Annotated in this window: 13 protein-coding genes; 7 read left to right on the forward strand and 6 right to left on the reverse strand. The window is 64.6% G+C overall.

What is annotated here, in order from left to right; all coding sequences use genetic code 11:
* Nucleotides 1-236 precede the first annotated feature (236 nt).
* On the forward strand, nt 237-1,385 hold the full coding sequence (locus tag ACA027_RS09190; protein WP_370682068.1) for an HD-GYP domain-containing protein: 1,149 nt from the start codon (nt 237-239) through the stop codon (nt 1,383-1,385).
* Between the two features lie 15 nt (nt 1,386-1,400).
* The gene (locus tag ACA027_RS09195; RefSeq protein WP_370682069.1) at nt 1,401-3,080 is read left to right on the forward strand and encodes a PAS domain-containing protein; all 1,680 of its coding nucleotides are present in this window, start codon (nt 1,401-1,403) and stop codon (nt 3,078-3,080) included.
* Nucleotides 3,081-3,145: 65 nt separating this feature from the next.
* Here the strand turns inward: ACA027_RS09195 and argA are convergent, their stop codons facing one another.
* The gene (gene argA / locus ACA027_RS09200; protein WP_370682070.1) at nt 3,146-4,492 is read right to left on the reverse strand and encodes an amino-acid N-acetyltransferase; all 1,347 of its coding nucleotides are present in this window, start codon (nt 4,490-4,492) and stop codon (nt 3,146-3,148) included.
* Between the two features lie 308 nt (nt 4,493-4,800).
* Nucleotides 4,801-6,030, reverse strand: a complete 1,230-nt coding sequence (locus ACA027_RS09205; protein ID WP_370682071.1) for an MFS transporter — start codon at nt 6,028-6,030, stop codon at nt 4,801-4,803.
* A 614-nt stretch (nt 6,031-6,644) separates the two neighbouring features.
* Here ACA027_RS09205 and ACA027_RS09210 point away from each other — a divergent pair.
* A complete protein-coding gene (locus tag ACA027_RS09210) occupies nt 6,645-6,893 on the forward strand; it encodes a hypothetical protein (RefSeq protein ID WP_370682072.1) in 249 nt (82 codons plus the stop codon).
* 33 nt (nt 6,894-6,926) lie between these two features.
* Here the strand turns inward: ACA027_RS09210 and ACA027_RS09215 are convergent, their stop codons facing one another.
* Nucleotides 6,927-8,078, reverse strand: coding sequence for a metallophosphoesterase (locus tag ACA027_RS09215; RefSeq protein WP_370682073.1), 1,152 nt, complete (start codon nt 8,076-8,078; stop codon nt 6,927-6,929).
* A 137-nt stretch (nt 8,079-8,215) separates the two neighbouring features.
* Nucleotides 8,216-8,380: a hypothetical protein gene (locus ACA027_RS09220; protein WP_370682074.1), complete on the reverse strand. Its 165-nt coding sequence runs from the start codon at nt 8,378-8,380 to the stop codon at nt 8,216-8,218.
* Between the two features lie 288 nt (nt 8,381-8,668).
* On the opposite strand from ACA027_RS09220, the gene ACA027_RS09225 reads away from it, so the two are divergent.
* The 4 genes from ACA027_RS09225 (at nt 8,669) to ACA027_RS09240 (ending at nt 11,829) form a co-directional block, all read left to right on the forward strand.
* On the forward strand, nt 8,669-9,085 hold the full coding sequence (locus tag ACA027_RS09225) for a hypothetical protein (protein WP_370682075.1): 417 nt from the start codon (nt 8,669-8,671) through the stop codon (nt 9,083-9,085).
* A gap of 509 nt (nt 9,086-9,594) precedes the next feature.
* Entirely contained in the window at nt 9,595-10,422 is an 828-nt protein-coding gene (locus tag ACA027_RS09230) for an RNA ligase family protein (RefSeq protein WP_370682076.1), read from the forward strand.
* 29 nt (nt 10,423-10,451) lie between these two features.
* Nucleotides 10,452-11,603, forward strand: a complete 1,152-nt coding sequence (locus ACA027_RS09235; RefSeq protein ID WP_370682077.1) for an AAA family ATPase — start codon at nt 10,452-10,454, stop codon at nt 11,601-11,603.
* Between the two features lie 73 nt (nt 11,604-11,676).
* The gene (locus ACA027_RS09240) at nt 11,677-11,829 is read left to right on the forward strand and encodes a lipoprotein (RefSeq protein ID WP_370682078.1); all 153 of its coding nucleotides are present in this window, start codon (nt 11,677-11,679) and stop codon (nt 11,827-11,829) included.
* Nucleotides 11,830-11,894: 65 nt separating this feature from the next.
* Here the strand turns inward: ACA027_RS09240 and ACA027_RS09245 are convergent, their stop codons facing one another.
* The gene (locus tag ACA027_RS09245; protein ID WP_370682079.1) at nt 11,895-13,838 is read right to left on the reverse strand and encodes an AAA family ATPase; all 1,944 of its coding nucleotides are present in this window, start codon (nt 13,836-13,838) and stop codon (nt 11,895-11,897) included.
* Between the two features lie 17 nt (nt 13,839-13,855).
* Nucleotides 13,856-14,080: a hypothetical protein gene (locus ACA027_RS09250; RefSeq protein ID WP_370682080.1), complete on the reverse strand. Its 225-nt coding sequence runs from the start codon at nt 14,078-14,080 to the stop codon at nt 13,856-13,858.
* Between the last annotated feature and the right edge of the window lie 236 nt (nt 14,081-14,316).

The raw sequence follows: 14,316 nt of genomic DNA on the forward strand, positions 1-14,316 counted from the left end.
ACAGCGATGGAGGTTGCGCCAGTTGCTGCGGCGCTTTCCTGGCCGCTTTGCAGGCCTGCGGAGGCCTTTTTGGGTGGCTAGCAATTAGCGAGAGGAATAGCTAGAGGACAAATGCCTGTCAACTGATGAGTGGTCGATATACATCAAAAACACACATCGGCAATTGTCACAAAACGTAATGCATGTCATAAAAAAAGCATTCTTTTCGTTTTGCTTGCTGACTGCAGCCCATCATCATGCGACGTATTTGTCAGAGCGATTTGGTCCTGAATGCGCCTTTGCCATGGTCGCTGTTTGACGAAAACGGCAACCTGCTGCTGCGCGAAGGCTATGTGCTGAGCATTCCGCGCCACATCAATGCCTTGCTGGAGCGCGGTGCGTTTGCCCTCGAGCTGCCGGCCCAGGATGCGGACCCCTCCACGCTGACCCTCCCTGAATGCCATGTTCTGCCGCAGGCCGGTGACTCGGTGTTCGAGCGTGCAGACAGCCTGGCCATGACGCTCAAGCGCCTGCATGCCCATTTGCAGGCCGGCTCGTTGAAGATGGAGCTGCGCTTGGTGGTGCAAGGCCTGGCCCACGGCATTGTGGAGGCCTGTAACGAAGACGCCGACGCGCTGCTGGCGGCCCTGCACCTGACGCGCCAGCACCCCTATCTGGTCATACAGCAGCTGCTGGGCGCCACGCTGGTGGACATGGTGGCACGCGAGCTGCCGCTGGATGAGCCCACGCGCTTGTCGCTGCTCTGTGCGGCGCTGACCCGCGATCTGTCTTTGCTGCCGCTGCAGCCGGTGCTGGACAAGCAGGACGGGCCGCTGACCTACCCGCAGCTGGAGCAGATGCGCAGCCACCCCGAGCGTGCGGTGCAGCTGCTGTTGGAGATGGGCATCACCGACATGCTGTGGCTGGATCTGGTGCAGCAACACCACGAGCGCATGGATGGCTCGGGCTACCCCCATGCACTGCGCGGTGCAGCCATCCTGCCCGGTGCCCGGCTGCTGGCGATTGCCGACTCCTACGCGGCCATGGTGACGCCACGCTCCAACCGCGTGGAACAGTCTCCGCACGAGGCCTTGAAGACCCTGTTCCAAGACAACACCCAGCGCTATGACGACCCGTTGCTGCAGCAGTTCCTCAAGACGCTGACCATGTACCCGCCGGGCATGTTGGTGAAGCTGGCCAATGGCGAGTCTGCGGTGGTGCGCTCGCGCTACGGACTGAACGATGCGCTGGACCTGTGGTGTCTGTATGACAGCAGCAGCATGCCGGTGCTGCGCCCGCAGTGGCGCGATGCGAATGACCCCGCGCATGAGATCGCCGGCACGCTGCGGGTGGAGGAATGCCGCAGCGCCGCTCTGGTGCTCAAACGCCTGTGGATGCAATCCTAGAGAAAGTCTGTGCCCATGAAAGAAAACCTGCCTGCGACATCCCGAAAAGCCGAAGTCCCGCCAGGGGTGAAGCTGATCTCCAAGACCGACCTCCAGGGCGTGATCACCTCGGCCAACGAGGCTTTGTGCGAGGTCAGCGGTTATTCGCTGGACGAGCTGCTGCACACCCAGCACAGCAAGCTGCGCCACCCCGACATGCCGGAGGCCATCTTTGCCCAGATGTGGGCCACGCTGCAACGCGGCCACCTGTGGCGCGGCATGCTCAAAAACCGTTGCAAGGACGGCGGCTACTACTGGGTGGACGCCAGTGTGGCGCCCATCAGGCGGCATGACCGGGTGATGGGCTATATGTCGGTGTGCAAGCGCGCCTCGGCCGATGCGGTGGCCGCTGCCGAGGCTTTGCATGCCCGGCTGGCCGCGGGCTACAAGCCGCGCCGTCTGCATCTGCCGCGCTGGCTGGGTGTGCGCGGAGGCATGCGGGCCGGCAGCCTGTTTGTGGCGGTGCTGATGCTGGCCGGTGGCGCCCTGGGGATGGGGGGCTTGACGCTGGCAGACCGTGCTTTCTCGCGTCTGTACCACGGCCAGCTGGAGCCGGTGGCCGCCATCGGGGCCATCGAAGTGGGGCTGCATGAGAGTCGGGCCACCATGCTGGAAATTCGCCTGGCGCGCAACGGGGGGGTACAGCCCGCGGCCAATGGCAGACCCTCGGAGCTGGAAGCCCAGATTGCCAAGCTGCGCAGCAACCGCGATGACATCCTCCAGTTGCTGGACCAGCTCAAGGACACGACAGAAGAAGTCGCCCAGCAAAAAGCATGGCTGGTCCAGGCTTTGACCTACTACACCAACGATGGGCTGCTGCGGGTGGAGCTGGCAGCCGCACACGACGATTCAGCCCAGGTGGACCAGTTGGTGGCCCAGCGCGTGCTGCCGCTGGAGCAGCAGGCCATGGCGGCGGCCGTGGACCTGCGCTATGCGCTGCTGAATGCGGCCAAGGCGGAATACCAGGATACGTTGGAGCGCAATGCCCGCATCCGTTACTTTGCGGCGGCCGGCATTGCACTAGGCCTGCTGGTGCTGGCATTGGTGGGGCATTTGTTCATCCGCAGCATTGTGGACCCGCTCAATGCCTCCATACGCCGGTTCAACCGCATCGCCCAGGGCGATCTGCAGGGCGAGATGGATTTGTCGGACTCTGGCGAGAGCGGTCAGCTCAACCATGCGGCCGCCATCATGCAGCTGCATCTGAAGGTGATGCTCGATGAGATCGCCGTGGCGGCGCGGCGCATTCACCGCCACTGCGCCACGCTGAATGCCACCTTGTACGGGGTGACCGAGCATTCGGAAGAGCAGCATGAGCGCGTGTATGGCGCCATCAGGGCGCTGGATGCCTTTACGGTCGAAACCAGCGATCTGAGTGCGCGGGCAGAGCGTTTGCTGCAACTGGCCAGCCAGCAGGAGTCACCAGGTGCGGGCGAGTCGCTGGTGCAGGACGCACGCGAGCTGGCCACCGCGACCCGGCTGGCCGCCTTCGGCACCGAGGAGGTGGCGCGCAGCATGCACCAGGTGGCCGAGTTGATCGTGGAAAACCGGGGGGAGGCCCAGCGCGCCTGGCTGGCATCGGAAGCGCTCAAGCAGACGGCGGGCGAACTCAAGCTGCTGCTGGACTACTTCGAGCTGCCCGCGCCTGCGCCGTAAAAAGCGCCTAGAGCGTGTTGGCGATCTCTACACTGGCGCGCCGCGAGGAGATCGTGAACACGTTCTTAAAGCTGCTTGACCAGCACCTGGCTCTTGCGGCTCCAGTTGTACTTGGCCTTGCGCGCCTCGGGCAGCCAGTCCGGATCCACGGGCTGGAAGCCGCGCTTGATGAACCAGTGCATGGTGCGCGTGGTCAGCACAAACATGCTGGTGCAGCCCAGTGCGCGGGCGCGCTGCTCGATGCGCTTGAGCAGCTTCTCACCGTCGCCCGTGCCCTGGCTTTTGGGCGAGACGGTGACGGCCGCCATCTCGGCGGTCTTGGATTCCAGATAGGGGTGAAGGGCTGCGCAGCCGAAGATCACGCCGTCATGCTCGATCACGGTGTAGCTGGCAATGTCGCGCTCGATTTCGGTGCGGTCACGCTTGACCAGGGTGCCATCGCGCTCGAAGGGTTCGATCAGCTGGATGATGCCGCCCACATCGTCGATGGTGGCCTCGCGCAGCTCTTCCAGCTTCTCGTCGATGACCATGGTGCCTATGCCGTCGTGCACATAGATTTCCAGCAGCAGCGCCCCGTCCACGGCAAAAGGCAGGATGTGGCTGCGCTCCACGCCATGCTCGCAGGCGCGCACACAATGCTGCAGGTAAAAGCCGGCGTCGGCCGGGCTTTGCGCCGGAGGCAGCTGGGCCAGCAGGCGGCGGGCGCTGTCCACCGGCAACTCGGTGTTGATGGGGTTGTCCTCGCCCTCGGGCTCCAGAGGCTGGGTGCGTATGCCGGCCACCTCGGTCATGAAGAGCAGCTTGTCGGCCTTGAGCTCGGTGGCCACGCGCGTGGCGACTTCCTCCATGCCCAGGTTGAAGGCCTCGCCCGTGGGTGAAAAGCCAAAGGGCGAGATCAGCACCATGGCCTGGGAGTCCAGTGCCCGGCGAATGCCTTCCACATCGACCTTGCGCACCAGGCCGGAGTGCATAAAGTCCACCCCGTCCACGATGCCCACCGGGCGTGCGGTGAGGAAGTTGCCTGAAATGACCCGCACGCGCGCACCGGCCATGGGGGTGTTGGGCAGGCCCTGGCTGAAGGCGGCCTCGATCTCATAGCGCAGCTGGCCGGCGGCCTCCTGGGCGCAGTCCAGGGCGATGGAGTCGGTCACGCGCACACCGTTGTAGTAGCGCGGCTCCTGGCCCTTGAGGCGCAGCTGCTCGTTCACCTGGGGTCGAAAGCCATGCACCAGCACAATCTTCACGCCCATGGCCTGGATCAGCGCCAGGTCTTGCACGATGCCCTGCAGCTTGCCGGCGGCAATGGCTTCGCCGGTCAGGCCCACCACGAACGTCTGGTGTCGGAATTTGTGGATATAGGGGGCCACAGACCGGAACCAGGGGACAAAGGTGAAATTGAAAACCGTGGACATGTGGGTGCAGACAGTGGGGGCGAGAGAGTCCAGTCCGCCGGCCAGGCATGCTGCCTTGCCGACCTCAGAGGGGCAAAAGGCCCGCCACTTTGGAAGAAGGGCGAGCCAGGTCAGCCGCGAGTGTAGCGGCGCACCAGGGCGTGCTGCAGAAGTTTTTGCAGTTGTGCCTGCACGCAAGCGATGCTGTCGCGCAGGCCGCACGCGGGCTGCGGTGCTCGAAATCCCATGAAATCAGCCTGAAGCGCATGCTGCAAGCACTGAGAGCGCTTTCTTTTTGAGAGCGTTTGGCACAGGCGCTGCGGCCGGCATCAGGCCGGCAGAGAGCTGCCCGGGCGGGCTCCACGCCCTTGCACCGCCAGCAACACCAACACCAGGGCTATCAGCGGCAGCATGCCTGCATTGATCTTGGCCCAGCCCACGCTGTGCATCAGCTGGCCGGAGCCGAACGAGGCCATGGCCACGGTGCCGAACACCAAAAAATCATTCAGCGCCTGCACCTTGGCGCGTTCGCTGGGGCGGTAGCACTCGGTCAGCAACGAGGTGGCGCCGATGAAGCCAAAGTTCCAGCCCAGGCCCAGCAGCACCAGCGAGCCCCAGAAATGGGTTAACGAAAGCCCGGCCAGGGCCAGCAGTCCGGAGACTGCAATCAGCACCAGACCCAGGGCGGTGATGCGGCGCTTGCCAAAGCGGGCAATCAGCCGGCCGGTGAAAAAGCTGGGCGCAAACATGGCCAGCACATGCCACTGAATGCCCAGTGCCGCCTCGCCCACGCTGTGGCCGCAGCCCACCATGGCCATGGGCGCGGCCGTCATCAGAAACGACATCAGGCCGTAGCTGACCACGCCGGCCGCGGCGGCCACCACAAACTGGGGCGAGCGCGCAATCTCTGCCAGCGGCCGTGCGTCCGTGGCCACGGCCTTGGGCGCTGGTGGCGGCAGGCGCAGGCCGGCCAGCAGCGGCAGGGCCAGCAAGGCCAGCAGGGCCTGGCTGTAGAAGCTGCCGGCAAAAGGCGTCATGGGCAGGGCGTCACGCGTCCAGATCACTACCTGCGGGCCAATGATGGCGGCAATCAGCCCGCCCACCATCACCCGTGAAATCGCCTGGGCCTGGCGCGAAGGCTCACCCACCGCATCGGTGGCGGCAAAGCGGTAGCTCTGCACGCAGGCGCCGTAGAAACCCGCCAATGCCGTGCCCAGGCAAAACAGCATGAAGTTGGACTGGGCAATGCCCTGGGCTGCCACCAGGCCCGAAAGCAGGCCCATGACGGCCCCCAGTACATAGGCTGTGCGCCGCCCTTGGCGGTGCATCAACCAGGCGGCAGGCAGCGTGGACAGGGCCAGCCCCAGTTGGTAGAGGCTGACCGGCAGCGTGGCCGCAGACGGGTTGCTGGACAGCTGCTGGCCCACGAGCCCGCCCAGGGAAATGATGATGGGGGGCGAGGCACCACCCAGGGACTGGGCCGCCACCAACAAGCCCAGGTTGCGCCGGGAAGAAGGGGCTGAGGCGTGCGTGGTGGGCGTAGGCGAAGAGGCAGTCATGGCAGAGCGGGCGGGCGCGGGTGAAGGTAGGCAGCGATGTTGGCTAAGAGTGTGTTTGCGATCTCTACGCAGGCGCGTTGGAGCGCAATCGGGATGCGTTCGAGCCGGTGGGGCGCAGCTTGCACTCATGTGCAAGCAAGCCACAGCGCGAAGAAATCGCCCGATTTCGCTCCAACCCTGTGGGCCAGTGGCTTTGCGGACGGTCTACGGCGTTGCGAATCCTCGCAATAGCACGGCTATTGCTGCGGTGTCGCGCCTTGTATCCCATCCCGAAAAGACACTGGCGCGCCGCGAGGAGATCGTCGCAAACACGCTCTGAACACTATGAGGGCTGTATGAAGACCTGTCTGTCACCTGCAGGCGGGCCGATGGCCCGGCGCACTGCTTTTGCGCCAGATCAGGGTCTGCAAGCGGGCACAGCCTAGCATGGGCCCATTTTGAGAAGTGTGTGGGTGTTCACGCGCGAAGCATCACGCAGGCCAACCACCACGGGGCGCGGGAGCCTGGGCTTTCGCATGGGCTGCAGCGTGCCGGAGGGGATTGCGCTGCGCGAGGGCCGCACATGGCAGTGCACAGGCCCTTTGACATAGGTTCTTGCTGGGAGGGTTGTGCATATGGATGGGGCCATTGTCTACCTGCTGATTGCCGTGCTGGCGGCATTCACGCTGTCGTTTTTGCTGGTCTTTCACCTGCCCGATGGCCGCTGGGTGGATGGCATAGGCCTGTTCTTCGGTGGCCTGGGCAGCGTGGGCCTGTTCTATCTGTTCGTGCTCATCAACGACGGCCCGCGCGACACCCAGCCCCCGCGCCCGGTGCGGGCCGCAGTGACCTGGGCGGCGGGGGAGGGCGCTGCGAAGCGTTGATGCCGCGTGGCAGGGAGGGGGCGAAAACCGCGTCTACGACGGGCTGCGCAACACCAGCAGATCGATGCTGGAAGGCACACCCAGGCGCAGCGCAAAGCCGGCCCACAGGCCTGCGCCGCTGCTGACAAAGAGCGTCATGGGGCCCAGGTCGTAGCGCCCGCGCACAAAGCCGTCGTTGAAGGGAGCCACCAGCCAACGGTCCAGGCCCACGATATGGCCGCCATGGGTGTGGCCGGAAATCTGCAGGTCCACACCATGCTGGGCATTGCTGCGTGCCAGCTTGGGCTGGTGGGCCAGCAACAGGTGAAAGTCAGCCCCCTGGGCCTGCTGCGCCACGGCTTCGATATCGGGCGGTAGGCCTTCGGGCACCAGCGGGTCGCTGTTCTGGGGCGAAAGGCGGCCATAGGCCGGATCGCCCACGCCCGAGATCGCCACGCGCTGGCCCCGGATGTCCACCACGCGCGACTGGTTCTCCAGATAGTGCAGCGGCGACTGGCGCAGCACCCTGGCCCAGGCGTCATAGCCGCCGTAGTACTCGTGGTTGCCGGGCGCGGCCCATACGCCATGGGGCGCTTGCAACTGGCGCAGCGGGGCCAGGTGTACGGCCTGGGTGGGTGCGTCCCCATCCACGAGGTCGCCGGGCAGCACAATCAGGTCGGGTTGCGCGGCCAGGGTGCGTTCCACCAGGGCCTGCACATAGGCCGCGTTGTTCACCGGGCTGGCGTGCATATCGGCCAGCACGGCCACGCGCAGGCCATCCAGGGCCGCAGGCAGCTGCGGCAGGCTCAGGGTCTGCTCGCGCAGCTGGGGCACTTTCAGGCCCTGCAGCGTGCCATATCCCGCCACCAGCAGGCCCAGTGCAGCCGCTGCCACCGAGGGCCAGGTTTTGCGCCAGTGTCGGGCATGGCGGCCGGCCAGCAACCAGACCAGATCGCGCAACACGGCCAGCAGCCAGGCCAGCAGCAAGGAGGCCAGCAACCAGCCGCTGACCACCTGCAGGGGCGCAATGACGTCATAGGACAAGGTGGTATTGCGCACGATCCACAGCATCAATGCCGTGGAAAGGCCTAGCAGCGTGGTGGTGCCAAGCGCTCCGTAAAAAACACGGCCATGCACGGCCCGCAGCGGATACCACAGCCACAGGGCCAACAAGGGAACGGCCACAGCGGCCCAAAAGACGATCACGGTGAGGAAATGTGGCTGAAGTGGAAGGAAATGCTGCAGAGCGCAGCGGCGGCACAAACTGGGGTTGGGGTGCAGAGCGGGGCAGAAAGTTCCCTGCGCGGCAGATGCCGAGTCTGACCGACCCTGAGCAAATCTGACTATGGCAGGTCGGGGCGGCGGTCATTGTCTGTGCTGTCTGCAGTGCCAGTGCGCATGCAGCGGTCCACCCATTCTTCCACGCACTCGCGTGGCACCACCATGTCCCTGAGCAAGGCGGACATCAAGAGCACGGTCAGCAGCACCAGCAGGCGTTTGAAGGCCACAAAAACTCCTTGGGGAGATGGAGAGGGGGATGTGGCCAGTTTTCAAGCAGGCGGTGAATACCGTGTGAAGCGCATGTAAATCTGCGCCAAAGTTTTGTAGGTTGCGCTACCAATCGTGCTTGCCGGAACGCCGCTTCAGAGGGGGGCTTATGCCGCTAGCGGGGCGATGTGCATGCCGCCATACCGTCTGTCCCAGAGGCTTAAGCCAGGCCTAAGCCGGTCGCCAACAATGGACTGACCGCATCCCCTGATGCGCATTGCGATGGACTATCCAGAAAGGAGCACACCATGCAAAACAGGCAAGAGCAGGGAGCCCGCACCGTAGCGGCCATACGTTTGGGCGACATATTGCGCAGAGGGCGTACATGGTGGGCCGTGGGTGCGGTGGCGGGCGCTGCCGCGCTGTCGGGTTGTGCCGTGGTGCCCGCTTCGCCGGTGTACGGGCCGGGCTATTACCAGGGCGAGTACATCGCCGGTGCCGGCGCACCGCCCGCTCCCTATGTGGAGACCATTCCCCTGGCCCCCTTTGTGGGCGCCATCTGGATCGGGGGCTTCTGGGACTGGGAGGGGGGACGCCATGTCTGGCGACCTGGTCACTACGATCGCCCGCGTCCCGGCTTCAGCTACCGCCAGCCGGGCTGGCATGCCGGCCCTGATGGCCGCTGGATGTTGCACCGGGGCGGCTGGGAGCGCGGTCGCCGCTGATGGCCGATGAGAAAGGCTGCAGGGCCAGATTGCCGCAAGGCCCTGCAGCCCCTATACTTTGCGCCTTTCTCCAACCCTCACCGCTACTGAGGTGCACCATGCCCCGCCGCACAGTTCTCTGCTGAACGACATTGCCACACGCTGACCTGGTCATTGCCCGGTCATTTCTTGCGTGTGCGCTGCGGTGCGTGGCTTTCCTTTTTGCCTGATTCACGCCGCTCCCAATGCCTGGGAGCGTTGGCATTGCACTTGTGTTTGTGCTTTTGCTGAATCCGGCCTGCTTGTGTAGCCATCTTCTTTCAGGCCTTTTGCGTTGTCCCCTCTTTGGCGGACCAGGCCTTTGCTGCGTCGTGGCGCAGTCGCTCTCAGCTTTTCACACGTCCTGCGGCCTCGCTGCGGGTCGTTTCCTTTTTCAAGATCTGCGCGCACCAAAGCGCGAGCCAGGCCTGCCGCAGCGCAGGCCGCCGGCTCCTGCCGTGCCGGCGCAGGTCGCGTTTGGAAAGCTCGATATGAGCCATTTATTCAATCTGGACATTCTCAAATACCCGCGCACCCTGCATTTGCGCGGCTCGCGCCTGCAAGCGGGCGATCAGGACGACGCCATCGCCTATGAGCGGCTTGAAGGCCGTCATATCGTGGTCGAGGAAAAGCTGGACGGCGCCAATGCCGCGCTGAGCTTTGGCGCCGACGCCGGCTTGCTGCTGCAGTCGCGCGGCCACTATCTGCAGCCGGGCTCGGGCGGGCGCGAGCGCCAGTTCAATGCCTTCAAGCAATGGGGCGCAGCGCATGAAGCGCGTTTTCTCGAACGGCTGGAAGACCGCTATGTGATGTATGGCGAATGGCTGTACGCCAAGCATTCGCTGTACTACGACGCGCTGCCGCACTGGTTTTGCGAGTTCGACATCTGGGACCGACTCCACAGTTGCTTTCTGGACACGCCGCGCCGCCATGCTTTGCTGGCTGATCTGCCCGTGGTCTCGGTGCCCGTGCTCTACAGCGGCCCAGCGCCGCGGCGCTTCAAGGACTTGCTGGCTCTGCTGGCGCCGTCCTTGGCGCGCAGCGCGGGCTGGCGCCAGGTATTCGAGCAGCAGGTGCTGCGCCAGCTGCTGGACCTTGCCTTGTGCTGGCAGCAAACCGATGGATCCGACCTGGCCGAAGGCCTTTATCTCAAGGTGGAAGAGGACGGCACAACCGTGGAGCGCTACAAGTTTGTACGGCCCGATTTTGTGCAGACGATTCTGGACTCGGGCTCGCACCACAGCGAGCGGCCCATTGTGGCCAATGGCTTGCGGGCTGGGGTGGACATTTTTGCGCCCGAGATCAGCAAGCGCTGGTGAACCCTCAAAAACAGAACAAGGAGGTTCCCATGTGGAACTGGAAACAGATTCAAGCCCTGGTGCCCCAGCCAGAAGCAGCAGGATGGGGAGCGGTGGACTTTGCCGCCTGCCTGGCCACATTTCCCCTGCTGGAGCAGGCTAAGACCACGCCCCAGGACCCGATCTACCACGCCGAAGGCGATGTGTGGACCCATACGCAAATGGTGGTCCAAGCCTTGCTGGACGATGCGGCCTATGCCGAGCTTGCGCCCGCCGAGCGCGAGACCGTGTTCCTGGCCGCGCTGCTGCACGATGTGGCCAAGTGCCGCACCACGGTGGTGGGGGAAGACGGGCGCATCAGCCAGCCCGGCCATTCACGCAAGGGGGCGCTGGATGCCCGCCTCCTGCTGTGGGAGGCTGGAGCCCCCGTGCTGCAGCGCGAGGCCATATGCCGGCTGATTGCCGTGCACCAGGTGCCGTTTTTTGCGTTTGGCATGTCCCGCAGCGGCCAGTCGCCGGAGTTCATCCTGCGCGAGCTGTCCTGGCAGGTGGATTTGCACCTGCTGTGCATGCTGGCCCGGGCCGATATCCTGGGCCGCATCTGCCCCGATGTGGAGGGCGTGCTGCTCAATATCGCGCTGCTGCGCGAGCTGGCGCTGGAAGAAGACTGTCTGCGCTCGCCGCGCCGCTTTGCCTCGGCCGAGACGGCGCTGCGCTATTTCCGTGGCGCCCAGCTGCATCCCGACTACGCCCTGCATGAAGCGCCGGGCTCCGACGTCATCGTCATGTGCGGCCTGCCGGCCAGTGGCAAAAACACCTGGGTGGCCGAGCACCATGCCGACAGGCCCGTGGTCTCTTTCGACGATGCGCGCGCTGAACTGGGCCTGCGCCATGGCCAGAACGACGGCGCGGCCGCCCACCGGGCGGTGGACAAGGCCAAGGCCTTGCTGCGCAGCCATGCGCCCTTTGTGTGGAATGCCACGCATTTGTCGCGGCAAATGCGAGGCAAGACCCTGGACCTGTGCCTGGCCTATGGCGCACGCGTGCAGCTCGTCCATCTGGAAGCCAGCAAGAGCGAGCTTTTGGCGCGCAACCGCGCACGCGACACCACGCTGAGCAACGCCGCGCTGCTGGCCATGCTGGGGCGCTGGGAGGTGCCTTTGCCTACCGAAGCCCATGGGCTGTCGCTGCTGACCGCTTGAAAAAGTTTGACAAAGCACTGGCGCCGAAACCCATAGACTCGCCGCGCCCGTTGGATGAATTGAAAGGTGATTTGTGAAAAAAATACTGGCTCTGGCCGCTGCGGCCTTTGTTTTGAGTGGCTGTGCTGTCTACCATGATCGCCACGGCGACCGCTATGACGATGGCTATAAAAAGCCCCATCCCCATGGTTGCCCTCCGGGGCAGGCCAAGAAGGGCAACTGCTGACGCAGCGGCCATGACGCAAAAAGAAACCCGCCAAGGCGGGTTTCTTTTTTGAGCGCAGCAGAGCTTCAGGCTTGGCCGGCACGGAACGCCGCCAGGCGCTCGGCAAAGGGCTCCAGCACCAGGCTGTCGTCGGGCTGCTCGCTGGGCATGCGCAGCGCCATGCCAAAGCCGGCCATGAGCGTACCCATCTCCTGCGGCGTGATGGAGCCTCGGGCCATGAGGGCATCTACCGTGGCGCCAAAGGCGGGGTGCTGCTGCTCCAGCAGCGCACGGGTGCGCTGGTATTGGGCTTGCAGCAGCTCCTCTATGGCTTGGTTGCTGGGGGCCACATCGGTGTTGAGGTGGTCTTCGGTTTCCGAAGTCACATCGGTGCGGCTGATGCGTGTGCCAAAGCCGTGGTAGCGGATATGGCGCGCCGCCAGGGCCGTGGCCTGCTTGTAGTCGCTTTCCGAGCCCGCGGTGCAGGCCATCTTGCCAAACACCAGATCCTCGGCCACGCGGCCGGCCAGGCTCACGCACATCATGTCCAGCGCGTTCTGGCGTGTGGTGGCCTTGAGACTGGCAAAGCTGTTGTAGCCGCCCTCGAAGGAGGCGATGTTGATCTTGATCTCCTGGGGTGCCTGGCCGAACAGCAGGGCATAGACCAGGCCGTGGCCGGCCTCGTGCACCGCAAGCAGGGCGCGGAAGTCGGCATTGGCGCGCTGCTTGAGGCGGTCCAGGTCCAGCGTGACCGCAAAGCGCTCGCTGGTCTGGATGTCACTGTCTTGCAGCAGGCCGCTGGCCAGCAGATGGCGGCGGTCCGCAGCCAGGCTGATGTGCACGGGGCGCTGCAGATCCAGGCCTTGCTCCAGCGCCCACAGCGTGGTCTTGACCAGGGTGCTGCTCAGAATGGCATGCACGGCAGAGAACAGCGGCCGCGTGCCCTGGGCCGGGAAGACCGAGTTGGCATACAGCGCATCCAGCACATCGGCACCCAGCTCCAGCTGCACATCGGTCTGGGCCTTGATGTCATGCACATAGCCGGCGCACAGCTCGTGGATCAGGCGCTCGTAGGTGGCGCGGCTCAGCGAGGGGTAGATCACATGGTTGTTGCCAAGGCGTGCGATCTGCTCGGGCTTGAAGCGCTCGGACAGGGCCTTTTTCACGTCGATGACGGACAGGCGCTGGGTCAGGCGGTGGAAGATGTCGGCATCGGTGTCGCAGTCCTCCACGCGCTGGGCCGTCTCGCGGTACATCTCGTCGAGGTTGCCGCAGACAAAGACCAGCAGACGGCTGTAGTCGGTCTCCCAGTGCTGCTGGGCCTCGCGAAACTGCACGAACAGCTGGTGCACGCGCTCCGAAGGCCATTGCATGATTTCGGTCAGCGGCTCGTGCAGCTTGAAGCTGCGCTTGAGCTCCTGGGCATCCCAGGCGTCGAGGCGGAAGCGATAGGCCTTGTCGGGCTTTTCTTCATCGTCGCGCTCGGCGTCGTACTGCTGGCCGGCCAGCTTGCGCTCTATGTCCACCAGCGCGCCCAGGGGCGGGGGCAGGCGGCCGTCGGACAGCAGCATCCACACGTCCTGGTAACGCTCGGCCTTGGCATCCTCGCCCTTGTTGTCCTTGGTGCGGTAGCGCTGGAACTCGTCCAGCACCAGGATGCCGGGCGCGCCCTCGTCAATGCCCGAGTCTTCGAGCATGGAGGCAATGGAGGAGCCGCGATAGCTGCCCGCGCCATTGCTGAAGCCATCCATTTGCACTTCCACAAAGCGGTCGTAAAAACCCAGCAGCTGGGCCAGGCGGCGCGTGAGCTGGGTCTTGCCCGTGCCGGTGAGGCCCCAGAGGCAGACGATGACGGGGCGGGTAATGCACTGGGGCAGCACATACCAGGCACGCACGCTGTCGATGACGCGGTCTATGACCTCGTCGATGCCGAACAGCTCGGTCTTGAGCTGGGCCGCAATCTCGGCCAGGTGTTGCTGGCGCTGGGCCAGCAGGGGCTGCAGTTCGCCTGCAGCAATGGTCTTCTTCATATCCATGGTGTTTGTTCTTATTCGTGGTGAAACTGCCGCAGGCTGCGCTGCAGCTGCATGCGGTCGGCACGGCGCTGGGCGCCTTGGCTGTGGAGGTGGCGGCCAGCGCCGCCGCTGCTGGCGCGGGCGGCCAAGGCCCGTGCCACGGGGTTGCGTGGGGCTGCACTGGCCTCAAGAGAGACTGTCAGCGAAGTCCCGGGCCGGCCCGCTTGGGCAGGCCTTGAGGTGGGGGATGCACGCATGTGCGAATTCCTGAAAACAAAAAGCCCCGGCTCATGGGCCAGGGCTTGTGTGCGCATTGCTTGCGCCGCAGCCTTGGCTGAACCTTGATGTGGTGCGACACGGTTCAGCCGGGGCGGGAAACCGTGTTCAGTGGGTGAGGGGGTGAAGGTCAAACATGGGGGAAGCTCCTGGGTGAAGACGCGGCAAGGTCGCTAGTTGCCGCGCGGTGAAGCGAAGCTGGGGATTATGAAGTCGT

It is taken from the genome of Comamonas sp. GB3 AK4-5, assembly GCF_041320665.1.
GTDB lineage: Bacteria > Pseudomonadota > Gammaproteobacteria > Burkholderiales > Burkholderiaceae_C > Comamonas.

Coding starts and splice junctions, on each gene's coding strand:
- ACA027_RS09195 (WP_370682069.1), top strand. CDS start 1,401: ATGAAAGAAAACCTGCCTGCGACATCCCGAAAAGCCGAAGTCCCGCCA.
- ACA027_RS09190 (WP_370682068.1), top strand. CDS start 237: ATGCGACGTATTTGTCAGAGCGATTTGGTCCTGAATGCGCCTTTGCCA.
- ACA027_RS09235 (WP_370682077.1), top strand. CDS start 10,452: ATGTGGAACTGGAAACAGATTCAAGCCCTGGTGCCCCAGCCAGAAGCA.
- argA (WP_370682070.1), bottom strand. CDS start 4,492: ATGTCCACGGTTTTCAATTTCACCTTTGTCCCCTGGTTCCGGTCTGTG.
- ACA027_RS09245 (WP_370682079.1), bottom strand. CDS start 13,838: ATGAAGAAGACCATTGCTGCAGGCGAACTGCAGCCCCTGCTGGCCCAG.
- ACA027_RS09210 (WP_370682072.1), top strand. CDS start 6,645: ATGGATGGGGCCATTGTCTACCTGCTGATTGCCGTGCTGGCGGCATTC.
- ACA027_RS09250 (WP_370682080.1), bottom strand. CDS start 14,080: ATGCGTGCATCCCCCACCTCAAGGCCTGCCCAAGCGGGCCGGCCCGGG.
- ACA027_RS09225 (WP_370682075.1), top strand. CDS start 8,669: ATGCAAAACAGGCAAGAGCAGGGAGCCCGCACCGTAGCGGCCATACGT.
- ACA027_RS09230 (WP_370682076.1), top strand. CDS start 9,595: ATGAGCCATTTATTCAATCTGGACATTCTCAAATACCCGCGCACCCTG.
- ACA027_RS09205 (WP_370682071.1), bottom strand. CDS start 6,030: ATGACTGCCTCTTCGCCTACGCCCACCACGCACGCCTCAGCCCCTTCT.